Genomic DNA, 21,627 nt, shown 5'->3' on the forward strand with positions numbered 1-21,627 from the left:
CCTTTCATCAATTGAAATAATATGGTGGGATCGAAGAGGAATCCAATTGCTTTAACCTAGTAAAAAAACGATAAGTCTGCGGCGCTTTTTCCGAAACCGTCTGCTTTGAAGCTTTACCTGCATAATAATAAGCAAACACTTCGGAAAAATATTCGGAAGGATATGTAAGAAAATAATCGTCACCAGGAAACAGCTTGGCTGCTTCTTCCTTCCAATTTTGCTCCATTTGCTCCGCCAGTCGAGGCACCGTGCCCAGCAATCGATAAATGGTGTGTCCTGTTTCATGCAATTCCAAGTTGAATGCCCCATGACCATTCCCCGGCAGGCTGGCACCTATTTTGGCAGACACGAGCCATCCTCCCCCGGCACCCGGAACTTCTTCCCACGTTGTATCCTGTCGCCATCCCCTCGGTTGCTTCCATTTCAAATGGTAAAGCAACGGTTCATCTGTCAACCGGCCTTCAAACAAACGAACCTTTACCTGCTGTGCAGCCAAAAGCTGCAGCAGATTCCGATCAATATGATTGAGCCTTGTCACCATTCTTGTCACAGCAGCAGGATTCTCCGGGCTTTCTGGCACAACGACGATTTCATCGAGCAAATCATAATTGTCCAGCTTCTCAAGCATCCGGATATAATCACTTCCGTTCGCCTTGTTTAGCGTTATTCCGTGAAATGGGCTGGTGATATCGATAAACGGAAAAATCAAAAAAATAAAAATGACTAAAGCAGGTTTTGTAAATCGGTTTATTCGTTCCATATTTAGTGATCAGGATGATCACTCTCCGACGATCATGCTTTCATCATAAGTGGTAACTCTATTTTAACATATTACAATTGTATTTCGATTACGAATTACAATCATATTCCCGTCCATTCTACATACATCTTGTTAAGAGCACAAATCGGAAAGGGGTTTTGGCATGCTTACTGAAGCAAGTGTTCAACATGTCGTCAAGCATTCAATGTCTTATGGTTTTGTGCTGACCCAGCCATTTGCCTTTTATGTAGACGCATATCCGGTTTTAGAAAATGAAATGATAAAAGAATCCAATACACTCTATTATGGACAGCATAATCAATCCGTGAAAATTTTACAGCATAAATTATCCAATCTCTCGTTTTTTTCTCAGCCAATCGACGGGGATTTCGGTATATATACCGAATATGCTCTGAAAAAATTTCAAAAAGAATATGATTTGATGGTCTCAGGGAGAGCAGACAAACAGACGGTAGAGAAATTGATCGTAGAAGAAAGAAACGAACAGCTGGCACCTTTAAGAGAAATTGACGCCGCCCTTTATCCTGGAGAAACCGGCAAAGATATCAAAAAAATCCAAAATGCCCTTCACTACTTCGGTTACTATGAAATGGAAGTGGATGGAATTTTCGGTCCGATGACAGCCCAAGCGTTGCTTGCTTTCCAAAAAGATAACGGAGTGGCACCTAAGGAAAGAATCGACAAAACCACCATCGATGCATTTTTTGCTAAAGAGAAAGAAACGGCAAAGGAAGTTTTGCCGGCCCATGCCAAACCAGAGCCCGAACAAACAGCTCATTCTGCTACAGAGAGAAAGGATACAGCAGAACAGAAGGAAACAATTCCTAAACCGGCCAAAAAATCATCAGTAGCTGCCGAACCTGCAGCCGTCATTCAGACTGCGAAGCAATTGGTCGGCTCCCCGTATGCCTGGGGAGGAACATCCCCGGACGGTTTCGATTGCAGCGGTTTGATTCAATATATTTATCAAACTTATGGAATCAAACTTCCGCGGACCGTCAATGAATTATGGAATGTTAGTAAACCAGTCGATTCTCCCTCGGTAGGCGATTTTGTTTTTTTTCAAACGTATAAACAAGGGCCGTCACACATGGGAATATATGTCGGCGACAATCAATTCATTCATGCCGGCGAATCACGCGGTGTCGAAATAAGTGACATGGATAATCCCTACTGGAACCCTCGTTATCTCGGCGCAAAACGTATAAACATACAACCTTGACAGCCGTCTTTTTTAAAATAGAAGCAGGATGGACCCCGACTAGATGCTGTCCAGCTACAGCATCTGCGCCCTTCATGCTTAAGGCAATCCACCGTGTGGCCGTTACTTCCGCTCCGAGGCTCTGCTTAAGCATGAAGGGGGCGCTTCCCTTTCTCTTATTATCATAATATCATTACTATAATAGTCGCTTAGAAGGGCCCACGCCTGGCATCCCATTCCAGATAGAATTGACGCAGAAATCCTTCCATGAACCGATGGCGCTCCTCGGCAATCCTTGCTGCAGCCTCGGTATTCATTAAATCCTTCAATAACAATAATTTTTCATAAAAATGCTGGATGGTTGTCTGGTCATTCCCTTCTTCATGGATCAGCCGGCCGCGCGCTCCCCCAAAAGCAAAAGCTCTGGCTATTCCAATTGCTCCGATTGCGTCAAGTCTGTCTGCATCCTGGACAATCTTTCCCTCCAGCGTTTCTGGTTGCTTATGGCCGTCTCGAAAAGAAACATCAGCGATAGCTTTGTCAATCGCCCTCCACTCTTCCTCCCTGATCCCAATATCCTGTATAAACTGGACAAGTTCCTGCTTGGCAGCTCCCTGGTCGCACGTTAATTTGGCATCCGTTATATCGTGGAGCCAGCCAGCTGCTTCCGCAATCAGTTTGTCTGCATTTTCCAGAACTGCAAGCTCACATGCCATAAGGGCGACCCTTCTCATGTGTGCATAATCATGGCCGGTCCCCTCCTTGCAGAATTTTTCATAGACATATGTTTCAATTTGATGCAACTGTACAGAATTCACATATACCCACCCTTCCGCTAGAAGTTAAAAAAGTCAAGCTGACGAGGATTTAATTGTTCGTATTTAATACCCAACAGTTCAATCAGCTGCCTTGCATTATCGGCTGCATCCCCACCAGAGTTGTTGTTAAACAGTACAGTTATTTGCTTCGTTTTTTCGGCGAGATTTTCAATATGCCGCTTCCATTCAGCCAGCTCTTGCTCGTTGTATCGATACAAGAATCGGACGGCACGCCAGTCGCTTCTCCCATTTCGGTTCCAACCATGGACATTCCTCCCATGAAAACGAATCAAGGTTTTGTCGGGATTAGTCGGTTCCAAAATGGTCGGTACTGATGCTTCCCCGGCCTGCGGCTCATCGCAAATGGTATGTATCCACCCTTCCTCTCGCATGAAACTCAAGGTGTTTGCGCGATACTTGTCACTAAACCAGGAACGATTTCGGAACTCCAGCGCAAGTGGCAAATCGGGCAGCAATTCTTTTATTTTCCGAAGTTTGGCGATATGTTCTTTGCTGACATCGAACCAAGGCGGAAACTGAAACAGCAAGGCATTCAGCTTGCCTGCATTAATTACAGGCTCGATGGATTCCCGATAACCCTCGAATAATTCCTTTGCTTCCTGAACACTTATTGGTTGGCGGTCGTGACCGGTCATGCGCTGGTAAGCTTTTATTACAAAAGAGAAGCCTTCTGGTGTATCCTTCACCCATTTGCGATAATTACGCTGGGGCTGAATTGCATAAAATGCAGAGTCTACTTCTACAACCGGGAAATGGGAAGCATACACAGCAAGCTTATCCTGCTGATGTATCTTATCGGGATACAACGATTCATGGTCCCCCCATCCAGTCACTCCTATATTGATCGACATTTCCTTCTCCCTCCGCTGTAGTTGGTTATATTTATGGTAGTACACATTCGGTTTATTATCTACCGCGACCCATTCTGGACAGCATCTCCCCGTCAGGCGAATTGTCGATAAATTGTACCTTGACAAACAGCGTCCGCCATGCCTGATTTCCTTGACTAGTTTTAAAATATGCGCTATATTTGATTCAGGCAAACAAGGTGGGAGAGCTATCCTGACAGATGTTGCTTACTTCATTTTCATGGGGTGGATTCCATCTTTTTGTAAAATTTCCACGTTTGACGTGCAGGTTTTTAGGAGGATTAATTTACATGCAAAATGGTGTAGTAAAATGGTTCAATGCAGAAAAAGGTTATGGTTTTATCCAGCTAGAGGATGGAAATGACGTGTTTGTCCATTACTCTGCTATCCAAGAGGAAGGCTTCAAGACATTAGAAGAAGGCCAAGAAGTAACTTTCGAAGTTGTCGAAGGCGAACGCGGACCTCAAGCTGCTAATGTAACAAAACAATAAATTTTAATAATTCCAACGGTGATCCCGGCGATCACCGTTTTTTTACTACCTGCATACTTGGGTGCCAGACTCCTCGGACTCCTTTGCAGGATCGTAAGAAGCCGATTGCATAATCGTCCGCTTGGCAGTATAATATATTTTTGTTGCTTTTATGCACGCGGTTCGCAATCTCCCGCGTTATCAAAACTAAGGAGGATAAGTGATGCAAAACGAATTGTTATGGATTTTATTCGCACTGATAAACTTTTGCATGTTGCTTGTTGTTTATCGTATTTTCGGAAAACCCGGGTTATTTGTCTGGATCGGGATGTCTACCGTAGTAGCCAATATCCAAGTCGTCAAAACGGTCGAACTCTTTGGCCTTACGGCGACACTTGGCAATATCATTTACGGGACAGCCTTTCTGGCTACCGACATACTGAACGAAAAATATGGGAAACGAGATGCGAAGAAAGCCGTCTGGATGGGATTTTTCACATTGATCGCCATGACCATCATGATGCAGGTGGCTCTACTGTTTAAGCCGGGTGTGGATGACATCGCTCAAGCTGCGATGGAAACCCTTTTCGGTCTGGCTCCAAAAATTGCTGCCGGAAGTTTAGCGGCTTATATAATCAGTCAATACTTCGATGTATGGATTTACGCACAACTGAAACGCCTTTTCCCGGGTTCAAGGTACCTTTGGCTGCGTAACAACGGCAGTACGATGGTCAGTCAACTGCTGGACAGTGCTGTCTTTTGCGGAATTGCCTTTTTCGGCGAGTATCCTATCGGGGTATGGATGGAAATTTTCTTCACTACGTATATAATCAAGTTCATTGTAGCAGCTATCGATACACCGTTCTTATATTGGGCGAAACGCATGCATGGCAATCATGCAGTCGAGGAAGCAGAATAGGCTGGGCACGGACTTTTTTCTTTGTAGTCAGTATCTGTGGCGTCGGGCATTAACTTTTCAACTGATGCTTCCACGCGCTTGAGAATATAGAAAAAGTTTGAAATAAAGAGGCGCAAACCCAGAAGGGGAACTGTGCCTCTTTGTTACAGAAAGGAGAAAAAGAATTGATCGAAGTTTATACCGATGGAGCCGCAAGCGGCGACCCGGGGTTGAGCGGAGCAGGTATTTTTATAAAAGACGGCAAGAAAACCTATGAATATAAAATCCCGCTAGGCTCCATGTCCAACCACCAAGCTGAATTCCAAGCCGTCATAAAGGGATTGGAAGTATGCCGGGACAACTTCCGGGATGAGATACTTTCCTTCCGTTCAGATTCCAAGCTAGTCGTCGACGTAATTGAAAAAGATTTTACAAAAAATCAAACTTTCCTGCCGTACTTACAAGAAATAAGAAATCAGGTAGAAGCTTTCCCCCACTTTTTTATTAAATGGATTCCCGAAAAGCAAAATAAACATGCAGACAAGCTGGCACGCCAAGCTATCCACCTTAATTAGAGACAGGCAGACTCCAGAAAAGTAAGTGCATAAACAAACTACTGACTCGGTTGCCTTCAATACTAAAGAGACAAGGAATTTCATGTCATAAATAAGAAGGAACAAGCCTGTCTCCTTAAGGCTTGTCCCCCCTCGAAAGGCGCTTTCTTTACCACCCGCAGTACTAATTATTACAATTGCTATCCATCCTCCTCCACAATCGGACGAGAAAATCTAAAGCAGCTTCTAGTTATAAAATTCTAAGGAAGTCACTGTATTAAAAGGCAATTGTGCTCCATGCAACCGAAAACCGATAAGTTCATCGAACTGTTTTAAACGACAACATGATTAGCATATCGTACAAAAAGCACATCTCTCCGGACGGACCCTTCTAAAAGCCCGGCTTCTCAACGTTTTCTTTATTTACAGAAAATCCTTTTTCCCTAAGCAGCCGATCTGCTTGACTGTATGTTTTAACTCGTTCACCTGCCAAAAGTTCCAAAACGCTTAGAAAGAAGCTGCCATCAAAGTGAAGCTGGAATTGCAAGGTCACTTTCAATGCTTTGATTGTCATCCAATCCGGAGCATTGGTCGTGTTTTTTCCTAAGTAAATAAAGTGAATGTCTTTATCTGACAATTTAAATCCTTGCGACCATAAGTCTTCTATAAAGTATCCCAACGGATGCCTTTTTTCTAACTCCTTTGCCATTTTCATCACTCCTGCTAACGTTGCTCCCTGAAAAAATCACTTACCCAGTGTAACATGTTTCGTTAAGCTCATTATACAGAACACTTGTTCCGTTGTCTAATCCTGCCCTTCTTCCAGCTTGTCCAGCGCTCTTTCCTCTTCAGGGATTCGTACGCGCAACAATAAGAGATGGAAGAGCGGAAACACGATTGCAGTAATATATGTATGGAACATCATCGGTATGATAATCAGTTCCAGCAAGACGACCAAATAATTAGGGTGGTTGATAAAGCGATAAGGACCTTTTTTAACAAGGCTTGCTCCGGGAAGAATGATTATTTTTGTGTTCCAAAACCTTCCGAGCGAAGCAATGCACCATACGCGCAGTAGTTGAGTTAAGACGAACAAAACAAAAAGGGATACGTTCAGACCAAGCCCATGTAAATCTTTCCATTCAGCTTCCGCCCATAAACTGATGAAAAACAAACTGTGGGTCAAGACAAACCATTTGTAATGTCCTGCACCAGATTCAATAGCACCCTTCTTTTTCATCCAGTTTTCGTTGCTGCGTGCTATTACTAACTCGATCAAACGCTGCAGTATCAAAAATACGAACAAGATTCCCATCCACCAATTCATGAAGACCACACCAATTCCACCAACTCGGAGCTGAATCCAGGGCCTAAAGCAGAAAGTAAACTTCTTTCGCCAATCCCGATATCTTCCTCCATCCATTTTTTCAGAATATAGAGGACTGTTGCAGAAGACATATTACCATGACGCTTTAATACTTCATAAGAGTAGTACAGTTTCTTATCATTTATTTGGAGCACTTCCTCTATGGATTGAAGAACTTTTTTTCCGCCAGGATGCGCGACATAGAATGCGTAATCGCTTTCTTCGGTTTTTTGCCTTTTTAAAAATGAAAAAACGTGGTCCTTCCAGAATGTGTCGACTAACCGGGGAATGCTTTTGGCAAAAATCACTTCAAAGCCATGGTGGGCAATTTCCCACCCCATTACATCCAATGACGCTTTCTTTATTCGCGAGTCAACTTTGACTATCCGCGGGGCAGCCTTTTTCCGGTAAGCCTGGTATGGGGAATCTTCGCCTATTAATATGGCGGCGGCAATCCCATCCCCGAATAAAGCCGTGCCGATGAAATTGCTTTTGCGGTCATCATCTTTCTGAAATGTCAGGCTGCATAACTCTACACTTACTACAAGTGCAACACAAGCAGGATTTGCAGTAAGCCATTCGTGGGCATGCGCCAAACCGCTGGCACCTCCCGCGCAGCCAAGTCCCCACAAGGGGATACGCCGGATATCTTCCCGGAATTCTCGTTCGTTGATAATACGGGCATCTAGTGATGGAGTGGCGATACCGGTACTGGATACGAAAAAAATCGAATCGATTGCTTCATAAGGGATCGACCTTCCTAAAAAATCCTCGCTATTCAAGCAAGCATCGATGGCAGAAACACTATGTTTTAGCGCTTCTTCTTGATAAACATGGTTTCGCTCGACAAAAGAGTGCTGTTCAGTAAACCACGTTTTCGGCACCACGAACTGGCGTTGTTCCACTGCCGCATTTTCAAACACAGGAAGCAGCCGTTTTAATTCTCTTTCCGGACGCGGAAAGATGTGTTCAACCAATGTTTGGATTTCCTTTTGGTTCATGGCGAACTGCGGTAGGCTTGTCCCGACTGACCCGATAACTGACATGTAAGCACCTCTTCTATTATTTATTTTTACCTTCTGTATCTATCTACCCTCAAAAGAATCCAATGAACACACGTTTTCTGTATCCGTATTCCGTAAAATGGTTATCCCCTATCTGCATCGGTTAAAAATTTATGGATGGTCATTTCTTTATCCACTAACAACTTCTGCCCAATTATATAATCACTTACAGCTACAGTCAGAAAAACCGCAACGCCTGCCAACTCTTCCAATTTCCCAATACGCTTCAAAGAAGTTCTCTCCAATATTCGGAAACATAACTGTTCGTCCTTCGGCAACTCCTCAATCAAAGCAGTCGGAATATCATGATCCGACCGAAGACGTATTGATTATTTTGCCACCACTCCGCTTCTTCATTCGTTTGGTTGCAGCTTAGACAAGAAAAAAGAACTTTTCCTATTGTTATTGATGACTTGGTCCATTTCTTCCATAGTGAATTCGTGCTTGGCTGTGTTTTGGGAAGAACGTGGTGATAATCTGTGAGACGTGAAAAATTATTTGAACATCATCCGGCAACTGTGACGACGCAAAAATAGACCGTAACTTGGATATCTGGGTAATAATGCCGGTATCAAAATTACGCTGCTTCTTTTGGACTACATGTAGCGGCACCATACCCTGACTGTTAGTACAGGTCTGAAGGACAAAGCCATATCCCTTTGCTAGACCTGTATGACAGCTAATTTCCTTTACAAGTGAAAGAATGGGCAAATTACATTTCCTTTTTCTTTATTAGAAATCTAAATTTTAAGACAATTAAAACATTTCTTCAAATTATTTACTTTTTGTCGATTCAGTACTAAACTACTATTTGTCACAAAGAATTCAAACAATTTTAACAGGGGGTTTTCAAATGAAAAAGTTTTTACTATCACTAGGTCTTATTTCGGCATTAACCATCGCAGGCTGCTCCCAATCTGACAGCGAGGATGATACAGCTGACGACAGCGCAGCTGAACAGCAAGATGAGGATACTCAATCGGATGATTCGTCCGACAATTCGGAGGTAAAGAAAGAATTACTTAGTGCCCAGATGGATTTTACAAGCACCATCAGTCCTTATCAACAAAAAATCAACGCCTATCAGGCCAACTTAGAAGATGAGGAAGCTTCTGACGAAGATATTGAAGCATCCGCTGAAGAAGCTTTGACTGCTGCAAAAGATGCTCAGGCTGAATTGGAGGACTATCAATTCGAAGCAGACGTTCCAGATGATGTAAAAGAAAGCTACCAGCAGGCTATCTCATCTCTTGGTGACTATTATAGTGAAATGGAAACTGCTATCGATACATCTGCACTTGAACCCGACTTTTCTGCAGCACAAGAAAAGTGGGATCAATTCCAAGAACAAATCACTTCGATTTATGAAGGGCAGGATATGTTCGCTCCTAATATGGCAGATGCTTTAAGTTAAGTATTATCACCTTGAAAAGTGAATGTGCTTTTTTACGGAGTACAGGCTAAATCCACCACGTCCTGTGGCAACGCCTGTATGACCCACATCGTGTGGTCCTTAAAAAGATACCGGGACAACGGCATCTCTTGTGAATCCTGCCATAACTAATGTGAAGCACGCATCAAACAACAGGATAATAAGAAGCCTATCTAAGGAACACAACAATTAAAGAACGGAACGAATTCGATTAGCATTCAGAATTCGTTCCGTTTTTGCTTTGGTTCCCAAGCTTTTGTGCCGATCACATTTGTGATCTTCCTTTTTAGTACATCTTCCTCCGCCTCAACCGATATTCCCTACTCCATTATGAATGAGTTGGATTATGGATGGACGGCATGATTTATCATAAAAGACCCTCTTCAAAATTGATAAATTCTTGCATACTTGCTTTGCAAGTGTTCCACAAGAAATTCCGGATTTAAGCCTTCACCGGTAACATCTTGCAAAATCTCCAACGGTTTTTTCAACTTCCCGTACTGATGAATATTCTCTCCAAGCCAGTTTTTGATAGCTGCAAAATTTCCCGATTTGATAGCGGATTCTACATCTAGCGTTGTTTCAAGCTTTTGATGAAATTGTGCGGCATACATATATCCCAGCGCATAAGAAGGGAAATAACCAAAATCTCCTGCAGCCCAATGGATATCTTGAAGTACGCCTTCCCTGTCGGATTGCGGTCTGATTCCCAAGTAATCTTCCATTTTCTGATTCCAAAGCTCTGGAAGATCTCTTACTTCTATTTCATCATTGATTAAAGCTTTTTCTAACTCATAGCGCACCATAATGTGAAGGCAATATGTAAGCTCATCCGCTTCAATCCGAATCAGGGAAGGTTTCACTTCATTTACTGCACAATAAAAGTCGGAGAAAGGAATATCGTCAAATTCATCGGGTGCTATGTGTTTGAATAACGAATAATGGTTTTCCCAGAACGCTTCGCTCCTAGCCACAAAATTTTCCCAAAATAGCGACTGGGACTCATGTATTCCCATTGAAGTGCCATCAGCAAGTGGCGTCTGTGCCATTGCCTGATCAATATTTTGCTCATACAGGGCATGGCCGCCTTCATGAATGGTGCCGAAGATCGCCATGCGGAAGTCACTTTCATCATATCTGGTCGTTACTCGGACGTCACGTGGATTGATGGCGATGGCAAATGGATGAATCGTTTCATCAAGACGTCCGGCTGCAAAGTCATAGCCCATCCTTTTCAGAATCTCCAGGCTGAATGTTTCTTGAGCCTGTTTTGGAAAATGTTTCTGAAGAATGGTCGAATCCGGCTTTCGTTCTGATGCGGTTATTTTCTTTAACAATCCGGCCAGTGACCTTCTTAAGGCAGGAAAAACTTCGTCAAGAAGTTCGGTTGTCACGCCCGGTTCATAAACATGCAACAAGGCATCATAGCGGTTCTTTTCATAACCCCAATATTCCGCAAACTTCTTATTGTACTCGATCAGCTTCTCCAAATATGGCTGCAGCTGCGCAAAATCTCCTTTTTCCCTTGCTTCCTGCCATAACGTTTCCGATTTGGACTGCAGCATCGTAAACTCTTTGAATTCGACTTCAGGGATCTTTCGGTTCCGGTTGTACTCTTCTTCGCACTCTTCCAGAGAACGCTGGATGATAGGATTGGATGCCTTACCTTTTAATGAATCGATGTACATCTTCATTTTTTCCGAGGTAGTAATTTGGAACACTTTTTGAGAAAGAAAACCAATGACTTCTGAACGTTGGTCCACGCCTTTGGGAGGAATCTTGGTGCGTAAATCCCATTGGATTAGCGCCAAAGCCTCTTGATAAGCTTTTTGTTCTTTCAATAATTCTAAAAAATCTTTCTCTAATTGTCTGTAATCCGGCAAATCGATCTCCCCCTATTTACCTCCAAAATATTGGTAATAATCTGTTTTGATATAACCATTGAACAATTTTCTTTTCTTTGTGGCTTTTTTTCCATATAAGGTTTCAAAACGTTCGTTGGAAGTAAGGATATAGACACTCCATCCGGGCAACTGCTTCATGACTTCGCCAAAATCTCGATACATTTTTTCCACTTCCGCTTTGTCGCCGATCCGTTCTCCGTATGGCGGATTTCCGACAAGGTAACCGGTCGACTGCCGCGGATGAAAATCTTTCGCCTGCATTTGTTTCCATGAGACAAGGTCCCCGAGTCCCGCTTCCATCGCATTGTCCTTCGCTACTTCGACCATCCGGTGATCTATATCAGATCCGGTGATATCCAGCGGTTGATCGTAGTCAGCCAAGTCCTCCGCTTCCTCATGCGCTCTTTCCCACAGCACGTTTCCGACAAGCTCCCAGGATTCCGAAGCAAATTCGCGATTGAAACCGGGAGCTATATTCTGTCCAATAAGGGCTGCCTCAATCGGTATGGTCCCAGAGCCACAGAAAGGATCGACGAACGGCTGATCTGCTTTCCAGTTGGTAAGCTTCACTAATGCAGCTGCCAAAGTTTCCTTTAAAGGTGCCTCTCCCTGCCCTATCCGGTAACCACGTTTATGCAATCCGGTACCCGAAGCATCGATAGACAATGTTACCTGGTCTTTATGCAAAGCGACTTCAATTCGATAAAATCCTCCGGTTTCTTCCAGCCAGGAAGCAACTCCATACTTCTGCTTCAAACGTTCTGCAACTGACTTTTTCACTATCGCCTGACAATCGGAAACACTATAGAGCGTGGACTTCACCGATTTGCCGATGACCGGAAATTCTCCATCCTCGGGAATATACTGTTCCCAAGGAAGATCCTTTGTCTGCTCGAAGAGGGCATCAAACGTTTTGGCCTCAAACTGCCCCACTAAAACCTTAATTCTGTCAGCCGTCCTCAGCCAGAGATTGCACCTTGGAATAGCAGCTGCATCTGCCGTAAAAAGCACTCTCCCGTTTTCAACGGTTGTATCCTGATACCCTAACGCACGTACTTCTTGGGCGACTATTGCTTCCAACCCCATTGCTGCTGTAGCGATCAATGTAACTTGCTGCTTCATAAATGAATTCCTTTCCTGTACCTATTTTGAAAATTATGTAAACAAAAAGCCCTTTCTAACGCTGGACTCCTGTTAGAAAGGGCTGCTTATATCCTGATTATAGCAACGACCAATGGATGTTTTATAAGCCATGTTCTGTACTATTGTACTGCAGACGGCGGTCAACCTCGTACGCAAGTAGTAATCATCTATCTCCGGACGTCTGCCCGGCTCTCGTTCGGTTCGTTTCCCTACTAAAGAATGCCCCTACCAATATTTGGGTTGCTCACTCGCGGGGTTTACCTCGTTCCACTCAAGCAGTTTCCCGCCTGACTACGTCACTGTGGCACTTTCAAGGTTGCAATACCATATCCAAACGACTTAGGTATCTTCCCTGCCGTTAATCCCAAAAGGATTACCTTGACTTATGAATTCGTCAAGCACGAACACTACAAGCATCGCAGCTTGTGTGAGCATGGACTTTCCTCTACACATATTCATGTGCAGCGATTACTCAAACATCCATTCATTGCTTATCTATTGTAATATCATCTTTGTTTCAAGTCAATGCGACAATGCTTAGTATAACACATTTCGCTATGGCATCGCATTGGTAATGATAGCCAAAAGATCAGGAGTCAGCATCTGCGAATTTCTTTCCGAATACAGCTTTTTCTAAATTGGAGACCCTTTTCAAAATGTCGTAATTAACCTGGTGATTGCTTGCTGCAGTTGCTGTACGGGTCCTTGTTTGGTCGGATTGTCTTTTCAACCGGTCGTTTTCCTGGCGAAGTCGATCTAATTCCTGTTGAAAAGCTTCATAGTCTTGAATGATGGCATCAAGAAATTCGTCTACTTCTTCCTGGTTATACCCGCGCATTGCAGTTTTAAAATTCTTTTCCAATATATCTTTCCCTGTCAATTGAATACGATCTAAGCTCATCCATATCACCTCATATCTCGTACAACTTATCTCTTATTTTTTCAAAACATTGACCGAATGTCAATTTTTACTGACGTATGTACCTCAAATTAATGAGTCCTGCTGAAAACAGTCGGTCAAGACCAGTAATCCGGGTCTTCCATTTGCATTTCTTGCACAATGTCGTCTAAATCCATCGGTGTGATGGTGTAGATTGGATAATTCTGATGTTCATTTGCTTTCTTGGCTTCTTCATGGAAAAAACGACTGCTTCCGGGGAATTCTTCATCCAACAAAATCAGACATCCATCACTCTTGTCAATCATCCATTTGTTCTTTGCTTTAAATTGAAAAGGACCTTTATAGTCACTTTCATAAATCGGCTGATGAAAATCGGCCAGCATGAGAAGTTCCTGATAAGTTTGCTGCATATGCTCTGGCCAGCGGCTTTCCTGGTTTGCGAACGGCGGGAAAATACCAAGCTTTACATCATATGTATCTTTTAGATCGATAATGACTTCTCCCGTCCATATCTCCACACCCATTTGACCGGAAATCAACACCCATTCCAAGCCTTCTTCGATAAAACCGACAATCTTTTTTTGAATGGCCGCTTTTATAAAATGGATTTTGGGATCGTCCTGCTTAAAGATATTCATTTCCATTGGCTTATAACCGGTTACGGCTAGTACATCCATATGTTGACCTCCTTTTAATTATGTATAAGAGTGATTGAAAAAACAAAGAGCCGGCCGAAATCGGCAACCGGCTCTTCCGTTTTAAATCAGCACCACTTATTCGGTTTCTTCCAACCTTTCATGCCAAAAGGTTGTTGGTATCCTGGTCCCATGTTTGGTCCCGGACTCATGGCACCTGCTACCTGATTGCCCGGTCCTCCAGGAGGTGTCGCTGCACCTGCTACCTGGTTAGGCGGCACATTAAAAGAGCCTCCGTATTGATCTACACTATCTACAGTGTTGCCTACAGATGTGGAATGAGGATAAATATGCTGATTTTTCACCAAGTGATGGTTCATGATGGTCGTATGGGATGGATGAATATGCTCGACCGTCTCCTCGGTGCAATGATGCACGACATTCTCTTGTGTCGGGTACACGATCTGTTTCGGACAGCCGCAATGCGGGCCGTGATGATGTCTCATTTTTAGTCTCCTTTCTTTATGTTTAGGTTCACTAATAATCTATGATAGGAGGCTAAGACATGTCTGAGACAGAAACCTAAATTTTGTTATAAATGTCATTCCGGCAAACGACCAGTTGTTTTTTTCTTATTTATTGCTTACAACGAAACGCATTACATGTTCTTTGCGTAGTTAAATTATATGCGACATAGTTTGAATGCGTCTTCCTGACTTCTTACTTTTGTTGAGTTGGAATTCGACGCTGCGAAAATACCCTGCGCTTTCCGCGGGCGGCTGGTGAGCTTCCTCGAGCTAACGCTCTGCGGGATCTCACCGAGGCCTTTCCTCCCGCTGGAGTCTCCGGGTATTTTCTTCGCTAGGAACAGCTTCCTGTTTATAACCCCGTGTACTAGACATTTTTTATTTTTCGGTACTCCATGTACCGTATCATCAAAAGACATAGCTCGGAAAACAAGCAGAAAGTCCAAGAACAGGAGAAAAGACGGGAATTACAACTGTCTTTTATGAAAAGAAGTAGACATTTCCTGACAAACGTTTTTAAGATGGCTTATTGGTTCTCAAAGAAAAAGTCTCTAGGCGATAGTCAGCATGTTTCTTAGCGCAGGTAGCATGCGCAGACTCCTGCGGGAACAGCACGAGCTGAAGATCCACTTGGTAAAGCGGTTTTCTTTACCAAGTTAGCTGAAGCCGTGCCCGCGGAAAGCGAAGTATGCTACCGTAGCGGGGTTAACACACTTTTTGAGTGGGCAATGGAACTTCCCAATTACCGTTAATGCGTTATTTCTTTCCTTGGCACATTAAAATAAGCTTTCAGGAAACAGCCATCAACAAAAACGAAACCCTGTTCAGCAACAGGGTCGATTCCATACTTATTCATCTTCTACAGGCAGGTCAGCGGATTCAAACGAAAAAGGCAGCAACTCCTCCATTGACATCGTTTTTCGCTCATCTTCCAGATTTCCGATATGTATCGGCATGTTTTTATCAAAGAACTCGCTCATAACCTGACGACAGGATCCACACGGCGACACGGGCCGTCCTGTATCAGCTACAACGGCCATTTCCGCGAAATCGGTTACACCATCCGATATTGCTTTAAAAATAGCTACCCTTTCAGCACAAAGGCTAACAGGATAAGCGGCATTTTCGATATTGCAGCCTTGGTAAACCTTACCGGACTTCGTCAGCAAAGCAGCCCCCACTGGGAATTTGGAATATGGCGTATAAGCCCTTTTTCTAATTTCTTTCGCTTTCTCGAATAGTTGGTTTTCATCCATTCAACTTTGCACCCTTTCTTCTAGCGGGAAAATAATTATAAAAGAAAAACCTGGTTCTGTAAAGGTTTGCATGCAACCATTCTCCCACTATTCGGGTCTGTCACCGATTCTTTTTATATCAGCAAGCAGCTGGTCTAAAACAAAAAGAATCGATTGATACATTTCCATATAACGCGTTTTCGGTGTATCTATATAATAACTGTTCAATAAGATGATTTGCAGATTGTCACTTGTAGACGCGATTTGTTGTGGGTGTACTGTCACTTCTTTATTTTTCACGAATTGGAGAGCCTTTTCTTCCCATTCTTTTACCATCTCGAAGAATGGAGTTGTTTCTTCTTTGACAAACAGAAAAAATTCCTTATCTCTTCTGTTCTCTGGTTTATCGCTCTCTTCAAACCGCTGCTTCAACGGAATTAAATCCTGTTTAAGTTGATTGGTCAATGCGGTTAACTCCATTGTGTATCGCCCGCCTTTCTTACCTTACTGTATCATTATTTGCGGGCGAATTGCACTTTTTTAAACATCTGGTGCCAAATAGACGTTTTTCTGCCAACATACCGATTCAGTCTTTGTTCTTCTTTTTTGCTTTTCAACTGTTTAATTTCCTTTCGCAGATTTACAACCTCTCCTTGAAGTTCTTCGATTTCCTGACGATGGGAAAGTGCCAAGGTGAGCACGACGTCATCGGCTTTCGTAGCAAGCTTCTGGTCGATCAATCTCACTCTGTCGGAAAGTTCTACATAAGCCTTCTCAAATACCTGTTTTGACACCCCGTTTTGTGCGTTAGTTGCATTACCGGAAAAATCCACTTGTCATCTCTCCCCTTTATGGCTTGTTACGGCATTCATTCTGCATGGACCCTGCTGTCCCCTGCCTTGCCGACAAAACTAGAAGCAAGAAGACAAATTATCCCTGAAATCTGTATGTTTTGCATATGGTTGACAACAATACAAATAAGGAGGGTATTGTTATGACCGATAAATCGAAAGACCAGTTGAAAAAAGATCATAAAAATGAAAAAAAGCAGCATGATGAGTACAAAAACAAAAAGCTGGATGGTCCCGACCGTCCATCTGTGTAACAACATGAAAAAATCCGGGCCAAGAATGCTTGCCCGGATTTTTTCATGCCCAAATGGTCTGCTTGACTTGCCAAATACGGGCAAGCATTTTTCTCTTACGATAAAAATGTTCGAAAGTTCTATCGTTTTCTGTCACTTCTAGAGGATGCAGCCATTCTGTCTTTACACCCCCATTTACACTCCAATCCACTCGAATAGTATCCTGGTGCTTGATTGGATTGGAAACCGCCCGTAGATTAGGAGCTCGGAGTGAAGGCTGGCTTATCTTCAGAAAATCTTCATATTCGCTTCTCGAGCCAGTAGGTTCGACTGTATTGGCAAACTCCAGGACAGTCGAGAAATTACTTGGATCGAAGAGCTTTGCGGCCAACGTTTTTCCCAGCAAAATCCGCTTGCTTAAATTAGAAAAATCATACACATAGGAACCGATAACATTCCCTTCAAGCTTCGGAAACAATACCGCGCTCAGCAGAAGAAAATCTTCCAGTAAAAATGGAAGTCTCCTGAAAACATTTTTCTGATAGTAAGGATGCTCGATAACCGGACGCTGGATGATATTTTGTTCATTGATGATCTGCGCTTGCATTAACCGGCCGCAGTTATCATTGGCCCAAAAACGCTGCCATTCACGGCGCATATATAACGAAACATCAAATTGCTGCAACAAATGGAATAACGGAACGCCTTGTTCTTTAGAGAATTGGTAGATAAGCAGTTGTGGGTAAGCATCCGAAAAAATAAGCCAATTAGCCCGTTCATAAGTGGAAAACAACCTTTTTCTTGTTCTTTTAGGCAGTAAACCGGCCATTACAGGTGTATATAAATCGGTGATATTCCAACCTGCGTTGCGTGACACCATACTTGCAAGAAACGACCAAGATATCTCTGGATGGCGATTAAAATAAGCAAGGTACGCTTTTGTTCTTGACACATTGTCCATATTGGCTCTTTTGGTCATTGCATCAATGTATTGCACGAGCTCTTGCTGTTCATTCCACATTTTCACCGCCTCCGGGTATAGCTTGTGCAAAAACTGGAAAAATAACGTGCTTTGTCACTGTTTTTTTGATTTTTGGTTCTCATTTGCCGTGAATTTCTGGTATGATACTCTCATGTATGGGAGGAATACACATGAATTACCCAAACGGAAAGAAGAAATCTTTTCGTACTTCAGGAAAAAACTTGCAAGAGCCAGCCTTTGGCAACCGGGGGATGACACTAGAAGAAGACATCAATGATACGAACGAACATTACCTCGTGATGAACAAAGCGGTCATCCATAAAAAACCGACTCCTGTTCAAATTGTCAAGGTGGATTATCCGAAACGTAGTGCGGCGACTATCAAGGAAGCTTATTTTAAGCAAGCATCGACAACGGACTATAATGGAATTTATAAAGGAAAATATATTGATTTTGAAGCGAAAGAGACAAAAAACAAAACGTCTTTTCCCCTCTCCAACCTGCATGATCATCAAGTGAAACATATGAAGCAGGTTAATGAACACGGAGGGATAAGCTTTTTGATTGTCCGTTTTTCTATGTTGGATGAAACTTTTTTATTTCCTTCCATGAAACTTTTCTCTTACTGGGAAAGTCAATATAATGGAGGGAGAAAGTCCATTCCCTATTCAGACATTAAAGAAGCTGGTCACCTTATCCCGTTTAAGTTTCAGGCAAAGGTAGATTATTTAGATGTCTTAGACCAGCTTTATTTTTAGATCGGAGGAAGATGCGTGATGGCAAATACAAGCCAATCTCGTTCAGCAAGACGCAAGCAATTAAAACAGCAGAAAAAACAAAAGAAGTCACTTTTCAAAAAGATTGTCAGAACGATTTTAATCGTCGTGTTACTAATCGGTATTGGTATTGGTGGTTTATTCACCTATTATATAGCAACAGCCCCAAAACTTGATGCAGATAGCCTGGCCGTACCGGCTTCAACGAAGCTGCTGGATGTCAATGGAGAAGAATTCGCCAATCTGGGTGAAGAGAAAAGGACGAAGATTGACTATGAAGATCTTCCGCCTCTGTTGGTCGATGCGGTTACCGCTACGGAAGACTCCCGTTTTTTTGATCATATAGGGATAGATTTCCGCAGAATCGCCGGTGCCATACTGGCAAATATCACCGGAGGATTCGGTGCTGAAGGTGCAAGTACGATTGATCAACAGGTGATTAAGGGAGCATTTCTGACTCCGGAAAAAACATTGAAGCGGAAAGTACAGGAACAATGGCTCGCCCTTCGCCTTGATGCAAAGTATTCCAAAGAAGAAATTCTGGAAATGTATTTAAACCGAATTTATTACGGAAATGTCTACGGTGTAGCCGAGGCAGCAGACTTTTATTTTGGCAAGGAAGATTTAAGTGAATTAACCCTGCCGGAAGCTGCTGTCTTGGCAGGTCTGCCGCAACGTCCGTCTGCATATGACCCGACGAGAAATCCGGAGTTGACCCAAGAACGAATGAACACAGTTTTAAGTTTAATGGTTCAACACGGTAAAATCTCACAGGAAGAAGCCGATGAAGCAAGTGAGGTTTCGGTGGAATCCTTACTTGTGGAAAGCCGTCAGGAGTCAACTCCATACCAGGCTTTCATTCAGCAGGTGCAGGACGAAGTGAGCGAAAAGTTGGATGCAGATATCTATAGTGATGGTCTGGAAATACAGACCACATTAGATCCCGAAGCCCAAAAACATGTTGAATTTTTGCTTAGCGAGGATGACAGCAATCCCATCAGTTATCCTAACGACGAATTCAGGGCAGGAATGACCGTTCTGGATACCACGTCAGGAGCAATCCGTGCAATCGGCGGAGGTAGAAACCTTGATGATACACAGGGAGGATGGAATTATGCCATCGACAATGAAAATCGTCAGGCTGGCTCTACCTTCAAACCGATCATCGATTACGGTCCGGCCATCGAATACGAACAATGGTCCACCTATCACCAAATCAATGATGATGGTCGTTATCCTATTGCAGGGACCGACTCCTATATCGACAACTGGAACGGACAGCATAAAGGGTGGATGTCGGCCCGTTCGGCTTTAGCCCAATCACTGAACGTACCTGCAGTCAAAACATTCGAGGAAGTCGGCGCAGAGCGCGCACAAGAATTTGCTGAAGGTCTCGGAATAAAATTCCATGAAGATTCTATCGCATTAACCGATGCCATTGGTGGTTCTTCCACCGGGGTCACAACCCTGCAGATGGCTGGTGCTTACAGTGCTTTTGGGAACAAAGGAATTTACAATGAGCCCTACTCGGTTACAAAAGTGACATATAGCGATGGACGTACCGTCGATCTAAAACCAGAACCAAAATCTGCCATGCATGAATATACCGCTTATATGATCACGGACATGTTAAAATCTGTTGTCAACGATCCTTCCGGAACCGGCACAGCTGCAAAAGTTTCTGGTCTGCCGATGGCCGGAAAAACCGGTACCACGAACCTGAAAGGAAAAGATGGAAGCCCGGATTCATGGTTTAGCGGTTATACTACCAATTATACAATCGCTGTATGGACGGGATACGATGATCAGAAGAAAACACTAAACGGACATTCAGAAACGGTGATCGCACAAAATCTTTTCCGGGAAACGATGTCCTATTTGTCAGATGGAATAGAGACAGCTGATTTTACCAAACCAGATTCCGTCGTAGAGGTACAAGTGGAAAAAGGATCCAATCCGGCCAAGCTGCCAAGTGAATATACACCGCAATCGAACATCGTGACCGAACTTTTTGTAAAAGGAAACGAACCAAGCAAGACTTCTCAGAAGTTTGATCGAATTGACGCGGTTAGCGGGTTGAAAGCAAGCTTTAACGAAGAAAGTCAATCCATTGATGTGACTTGGGATTACGATCAGGATGACGACCGCCCTGTCACCTTTAATGTAAAGGCCGGTACAGATGGCGGCTCCTTGAAAGATTTGGCAGATACGAAAGAAACCAGTCTGGAAATCAGCAGCGTAGACCTTGGCTCTTCTTATACGATTGAAGTCACCGCTGTCAGTGATCAAGACTCTGGAAATACGAGCGATCCAGCCACAGTGACAGTAGAAGTACCGGATGAAGAAGCTGAAGAAGAAGAGGAACAACAAGAAGAAGAACAGAACCAAGAAAATCCTGAAGACGAAGAGAACCCTGATGCCGGCAATGGGAATGAAAATGGCAATGACGACAATCAGGGTGATAACGGTAATGGCGGTAATGAAGGCGATAATGGCGGTGGTAACGGAAACGGTAACGGTAACGAGGACGATCAAGGAAATGACAACGGAGGAAATGGAAATGAGGGTAATGAGGGCAATAATCCTCCGGATGATGACAATCCTCCTTCAAATGGCGAGGATACTGGAAATACCGGTGATCCCGAAGCCAATACCTCTTCTTCCGAAAATGCATCTAGTTATTCGGTGCACGCATTTCGAGAAGAAGAGATTGCCTGACATGTAATAAGATTTTAGCCTGACACTTTCAAGCTATACAGAATAAAAATCATCAGCGTTAAGTTAAAACGCTGATGATTTTTTCTTTTACCCGCATATTTTATTCCAGTCCTAGTTATAGGCTCCTTAGAACACTGTTCCAATACTTTTTAACAACAGTTCTCTGCCAAATGTCCCGTACGGGAATTTTTCACGCCCTCTCCTCTTTGTCAACGCCCTAGACCCTATCCCATTAAAACTTTGTCTTA

Annotated in this window: 23 protein-coding genes and 1 other RNA gene; 7 read left to right on the plus strand and 17 right to left on the minus strand. The window is 43.3% G+C overall.

Annotated features, from left to right (window positions below; translation table 11 throughout):
* Positions 1–7: 7 nt before the first annotated feature.
* Positions 8–760 carry an anthrax toxin lethal factor-related metalloendopeptidase gene (locus F6X55_RS08200; RefSeq protein WP_051390407.1) on the minus strand — a complete coding sequence of 251 codons (753 nt, stop codon included), beginning with the start codon at positions 758–760 and terminating at the stop codon, positions 8–10.
* Positions 761–923: 163 nt separating this feature from the next.
* Between F6X55_RS08200 and F6X55_RS08205 the strand changes: the two genes are divergently transcribed.
* Complete coding sequence (locus tag F6X55_RS08205) at positions 924–2,003, plus strand: C40 family peptidase (protein ID WP_153462688.1); 1,080 nt, start codon at positions 924–926, stop codon at positions 2,001–2,003.
* Between the two features lie 188 nt (positions 2,004–2,191).
* Here the strand turns inward: F6X55_RS08205 and F6X55_RS08210 are convergent, their stop codons facing one another.
* Both F6X55_RS08210 and F6X55_RS08215 read right to left on the minus strand, forming a co-directional pair.
* Positions 2,192–2,800 (minus strand): HD domain-containing protein, encoded by a 609-nt coding sequence (locus F6X55_RS08210; protein WP_237648620.1) that lies wholly within the window; start codon positions 2,798–2,800, stop codon positions 2,192–2,194.
* Positions 2,801–2,817: 17 nt separating this feature from the next.
* On the minus strand, positions 2,818–3,672 hold the full coding sequence (locus F6X55_RS08215) for a DUF72 domain-containing protein (RefSeq protein ID WP_153462689.1): 855 nt from the start codon (positions 3,670–3,672) through the stop codon (positions 2,818–2,820).
* A gap of 308 nt (positions 3,673–3,980) precedes the next feature.
* Here F6X55_RS08215 and F6X55_RS08220 point away from each other — a divergent pair, with 308 nt between their 5' ends.
* The 3 genes from F6X55_RS08220 to F6X55_RS08230 all read left to right on the plus strand — a co-directional run bounded on the left by F6X55_RS08220 (position 3,981) and on the right by F6X55_RS08230 (position 5,633).
* Entirely contained in the window at positions 3,981–4,181 is a 201-nt protein-coding gene (locus F6X55_RS08220) for a cold-shock protein (RefSeq protein WP_026570171.1), read from the plus strand.
* Between the two features lie 202 nt (positions 4,182–4,383).
* Complete coding sequence (locus F6X55_RS08225; RefSeq protein ID WP_026570170.1) at positions 4,384–5,079, plus strand: queuosine precursor transporter; 696 nt, start codon at positions 4,384–4,386, stop codon at positions 5,077–5,079.
* Positions 5,080–5,243: 164 nt separating this feature from the next.
* Positions 5,244–5,633 (plus strand): ribonuclease HI family protein, encoded by a 390-nt coding sequence (locus F6X55_RS08230; RefSeq protein WP_153462691.1) that lies wholly within the window; start codon positions 5,244–5,246, stop codon positions 5,631–5,633.
* Positions 5,634–6,003: 370 nt separating this feature from the next.
* Here F6X55_RS08230 and F6X55_RS08235 read toward each other — a convergent pair whose 3' ends face one another.
* The 4 genes from F6X55_RS08235 to F6X55_RS08250 form a co-directional block, all read right to left on the minus strand.
* The gene (locus F6X55_RS08235) at positions 6,004–6,321 is read right to left on the minus strand and encodes a DUF6123 family protein (RefSeq protein ID WP_037329022.1); all 318 of its coding nucleotides are present in this window, start codon (positions 6,319–6,321) and stop codon (positions 6,004–6,006) included.
* Positions 6,322–6,417: 96 nt separating this feature from the next.
* A complete protein-coding gene (locus tag F6X55_RS08240; RefSeq protein ID WP_153462694.1) occupies positions 6,418–6,939 on the minus strand; it encodes an isoprenylcysteine carboxyl methyltransferase family protein in 522 nt (173 codons plus the stop codon).
* Positions 6,936–8,024: a type III polyketide synthase gene (locus tag F6X55_RS08245; protein ID WP_153462696.1), complete on the minus strand. Its 1,089-nt coding sequence runs from the start codon at positions 8,022–8,024 to the stop codon at positions 6,936–6,938. The genes F6X55_RS08240 and F6X55_RS08245 overlap by 4 nt, the downstream gene beginning before the upstream one ends.
* A 101-nt stretch (positions 8,025–8,125) precedes the next feature.
* Positions 8,126–8,332: a hypothetical protein gene (locus F6X55_RS08250; protein ID WP_272914937.1), complete on the minus strand. Its 207-nt coding sequence runs from the start codon at positions 8,330–8,332 to the stop codon at positions 8,126–8,128.
* A gap of 563 nt (positions 8,333–8,895) precedes the next feature.
* Here F6X55_RS08250 and F6X55_RS08255 point away from each other — a divergent pair.
* A complete protein-coding gene (locus tag F6X55_RS08255) occupies positions 8,896–9,456 on the plus strand; it encodes a hypothetical protein (RefSeq protein WP_153462700.1) in 561 nt (186 codons plus the stop codon).
* Between the two features lie 401 nt (positions 9,457–9,857).
* On the opposite strand, the gene F6X55_RS08260 is transcribed toward F6X55_RS08255, so the two are convergent.
* From F6X55_RS08260 to F6X55_RS08305, 10 genes are all read right to left on the minus strand, one after another.
* Positions 9,858–11,357 (minus strand): carboxypeptidase M32, encoded by a 1,500-nt coding sequence (locus F6X55_RS08260; RefSeq protein ID WP_272914938.1) that lies wholly within the window; start codon positions 11,355–11,357, stop codon positions 9,858–9,860.
* 12 nt (positions 11,358–11,369) lie between these two features.
* Positions 11,370–12,500, minus strand: coding sequence for a THUMP domain-containing class I SAM-dependent RNA methyltransferase (locus tag F6X55_RS08265; protein ID WP_026570163.1), 1,131 nt, complete (start codon positions 12,498–12,500; stop codon positions 11,370–11,372).
* 119 nt (positions 12,501–12,619) lie between these two features.
* An RNA gene (gene rnpB / locus F6X55_RS08270) (RNase P RNA component class B) lies at positions 12,620–13,001 on the minus strand.
* A 109-nt stretch (positions 13,002–13,110) separates the two neighbouring features.
* Positions 13,111–13,422 carry a cell division regulator GpsB gene (gpsB, locus tag F6X55_RS08275; protein WP_026570162.1) on the minus strand — a complete coding sequence of 104 codons (312 nt, stop codon included), beginning with the start codon at positions 13,420–13,422 and terminating at the stop codon, positions 13,111–13,113.
* Between the two features lie 116 nt (positions 13,423–13,538).
* Positions 13,539–14,099 (minus strand): SLOG family protein, encoded by a 561-nt coding sequence (locus F6X55_RS08280; protein ID WP_026570161.1) that lies wholly within the window; start codon positions 14,097–14,099, stop codon positions 13,539–13,541.
* Between the two features lie 86 nt (positions 14,100–14,185).
* Entirely contained in the window at positions 14,186–14,563 is a 378-nt protein-coding gene (locus F6X55_RS08285) for a spore coat protein (protein ID WP_026570160.1), read from the minus strand.
* Positions 14,564–15,432: 869 nt separating this feature from the next.
* Positions 15,433–15,840 carry a cytidine deaminase gene (locus F6X55_RS08290; RefSeq protein WP_026570159.1) on the minus strand — a complete coding sequence of 136 codons (408 nt, stop codon included), beginning with the start codon at positions 15,838–15,840 and terminating at the stop codon, positions 15,433–15,435.
* An 87-nt stretch (positions 15,841–15,927) separates the two neighbouring features.
* The gene (locus tag F6X55_RS08295) at positions 15,928–16,299 is read right to left on the minus strand and encodes a DUF1798 family protein (RefSeq protein WP_026570158.1); all 372 of its coding nucleotides are present in this window, start codon (positions 16,297–16,299) and stop codon (positions 15,928–15,930) included.
* Between the two features lie 35 nt (positions 16,300–16,334).
* A complete protein-coding gene (locus tag F6X55_RS08300; RefSeq protein WP_026570157.1) occupies positions 16,335–16,652 on the minus strand; it encodes a hypothetical protein in 318 nt (105 codons plus the stop codon).
* A 315-nt stretch (positions 16,653–16,967) separates the two neighbouring features.
* The gene (locus F6X55_RS08305; protein ID WP_153462704.1) at positions 16,968–17,924 is read right to left on the minus strand and encodes a DUF2515 family protein; all 957 of its coding nucleotides are present in this window, start codon (positions 17,922–17,924) and stop codon (positions 16,968–16,970) included.
* Positions 17,925–18,055: 131 nt separating this feature from the next.
* On the opposite strand from F6X55_RS08305, the gene recU reads away from it, so the two are divergent.
* Together recU and F6X55_RS08315 are read left to right on the plus strand one after the other, a co-directional pair.
* On the plus strand, positions 18,056–18,643 hold the full coding sequence (recU, locus tag F6X55_RS08310) for a Holliday junction resolvase RecU (RefSeq protein ID WP_026570155.1): 588 nt from the start codon (positions 18,056–18,058) through the stop codon (positions 18,641–18,643).
* Positions 18,644–18,661: 18 nt separating this feature from the next.
* Entirely contained in the window at positions 18,662–21,379 is a 2,718-nt protein-coding gene (locus tag F6X55_RS08315; RefSeq protein WP_153462706.1) for a penicillin-binding protein 1A, read from the plus strand.
* Positions 21,380–21,627: the final 248 nt, after the last annotated feature.

The organism is Sediminibacillus terrae (genome assembly GCF_009602435.1).
Lineage (GTDB): Bacteria > Bacillota > Bacilli > Bacillales > Amphibacillaceae > Sediminibacillus > Sediminibacillus terrae.

What these genes read in the sequence shown, in the direction of transcription:
- F6X55_RS08200 (WP_051390407.1), bottom strand. Translation starts at nt 760, where the DNA reads ATGGAACGAATAAACCGATTTACAAAACCTGCTTTAGTCATTTTTATT.
- F6X55_RS08205 (WP_153462688.1), top strand. Translation starts at nt 924, where the DNA reads ATGCTTACTGAAGCAAGTGTTCAACATGTCGTCAAGCATTCAATGTCT.
- F6X55_RS08215 (WP_153462689.1), bottom strand. Translation starts at nt 3,672, where the DNA reads ATGTCGATCAATATAGGAGTGACTGGATGGGGGGACCATGAATCGTTG.
- F6X55_RS08220 (WP_026570171.1), top strand. Translation starts at nt 3,981, where the DNA reads ATGCAAAATGGTGTAGTAAAATGGTTCAATGCAGAAAAAGGTTATGGT.
- F6X55_RS08225 (WP_026570170.1), top strand. Translation starts at nt 4,384, where the DNA reads ATGCAAAACGAATTGTTATGGATTTTATTCGCACTGATAAACTTTTGC.
- F6X55_RS08235 (WP_037329022.1), bottom strand. Translation starts at nt 6,321, where the DNA reads ATGGCAAAGGAGTTAGAAAAAAGGCATCCGTTGGGATACTTTATAGAA.
- F6X55_RS08240 (WP_153462694.1), bottom strand. Translation starts at nt 6,939, where the DNA reads ATGAATTGGTGGATGGGAATCTTGTTCGTATTTTTGATACTGCAGCGT.
- F6X55_RS08245 (WP_153462696.1), bottom strand. Translation starts at nt 8,024, where the DNA reads ATGTCAGTTATCGGGTCAGTCGGGACAAGCCTACCGCAGTTCGCCATG.
- F6X55_RS08255 (WP_153462700.1), top strand. Translation starts at nt 8,896, where the DNA reads ATGAAAAAGTTTTTACTATCACTAGGTCTTATTTCGGCATTAACCATC.
- F6X55_RS08265 (WP_026570163.1), bottom strand. Translation starts at nt 12,500, where the DNA reads ATGAAGCAGCAAGTTACATTGATCGCTACAGCAGCAATGGGGTTGGAA.
- gpsB (WP_026570162.1), bottom strand. Translation starts at nt 13,422, where the DNA reads ATGAGCTTAGATCGTATTCAATTGACAGGGAAAGATATATTGGAAAAG.
- F6X55_RS08280 (WP_026570161.1), bottom strand. Translation starts at nt 14,099, where the DNA reads ATGGATGTACTAGCCGTAACCGGTTATAAGCCAATGGAAATGAATATC.
- F6X55_RS08285 (WP_026570160.1), bottom strand. Translation starts at nt 14,563, where the DNA reads ATGAGACATCATCACGGCCCGCATTGCGGCTGTCCGAAACAGATCGTG.
- F6X55_RS08290 (WP_026570159.1), bottom strand. Translation starts at nt 15,840, where the DNA reads ATGGATGAAAACCAACTATTCGAGAAAGCGAAAGAAATTAGAAAAAGG.
- F6X55_RS08295 (WP_026570158.1), bottom strand. Translation starts at nt 16,299, where the DNA reads ATGGAGTTAACCGCATTGACCAATCAACTTAAACAGGATTTAATTCCG.
- F6X55_RS08305 (WP_153462704.1), bottom strand. Translation starts at nt 17,924, where the DNA reads ATGTGGAATGAACAGCAAGAGCTCGTGCAATACATTGATGCAATGACC.
- recU (WP_026570155.1), top strand. Translation starts at nt 18,056, where the DNA reads ATGAATTACCCAAACGGAAAGAAGAAATCTTTTCGTACTTCAGGAAAA.
- F6X55_RS08315 (WP_153462706.1), top strand. Translation starts at nt 18,662, where the DNA reads ATGGCAAATACAAGCCAATCTCGTTCAGCAAGACGCAAGCAATTAAAA.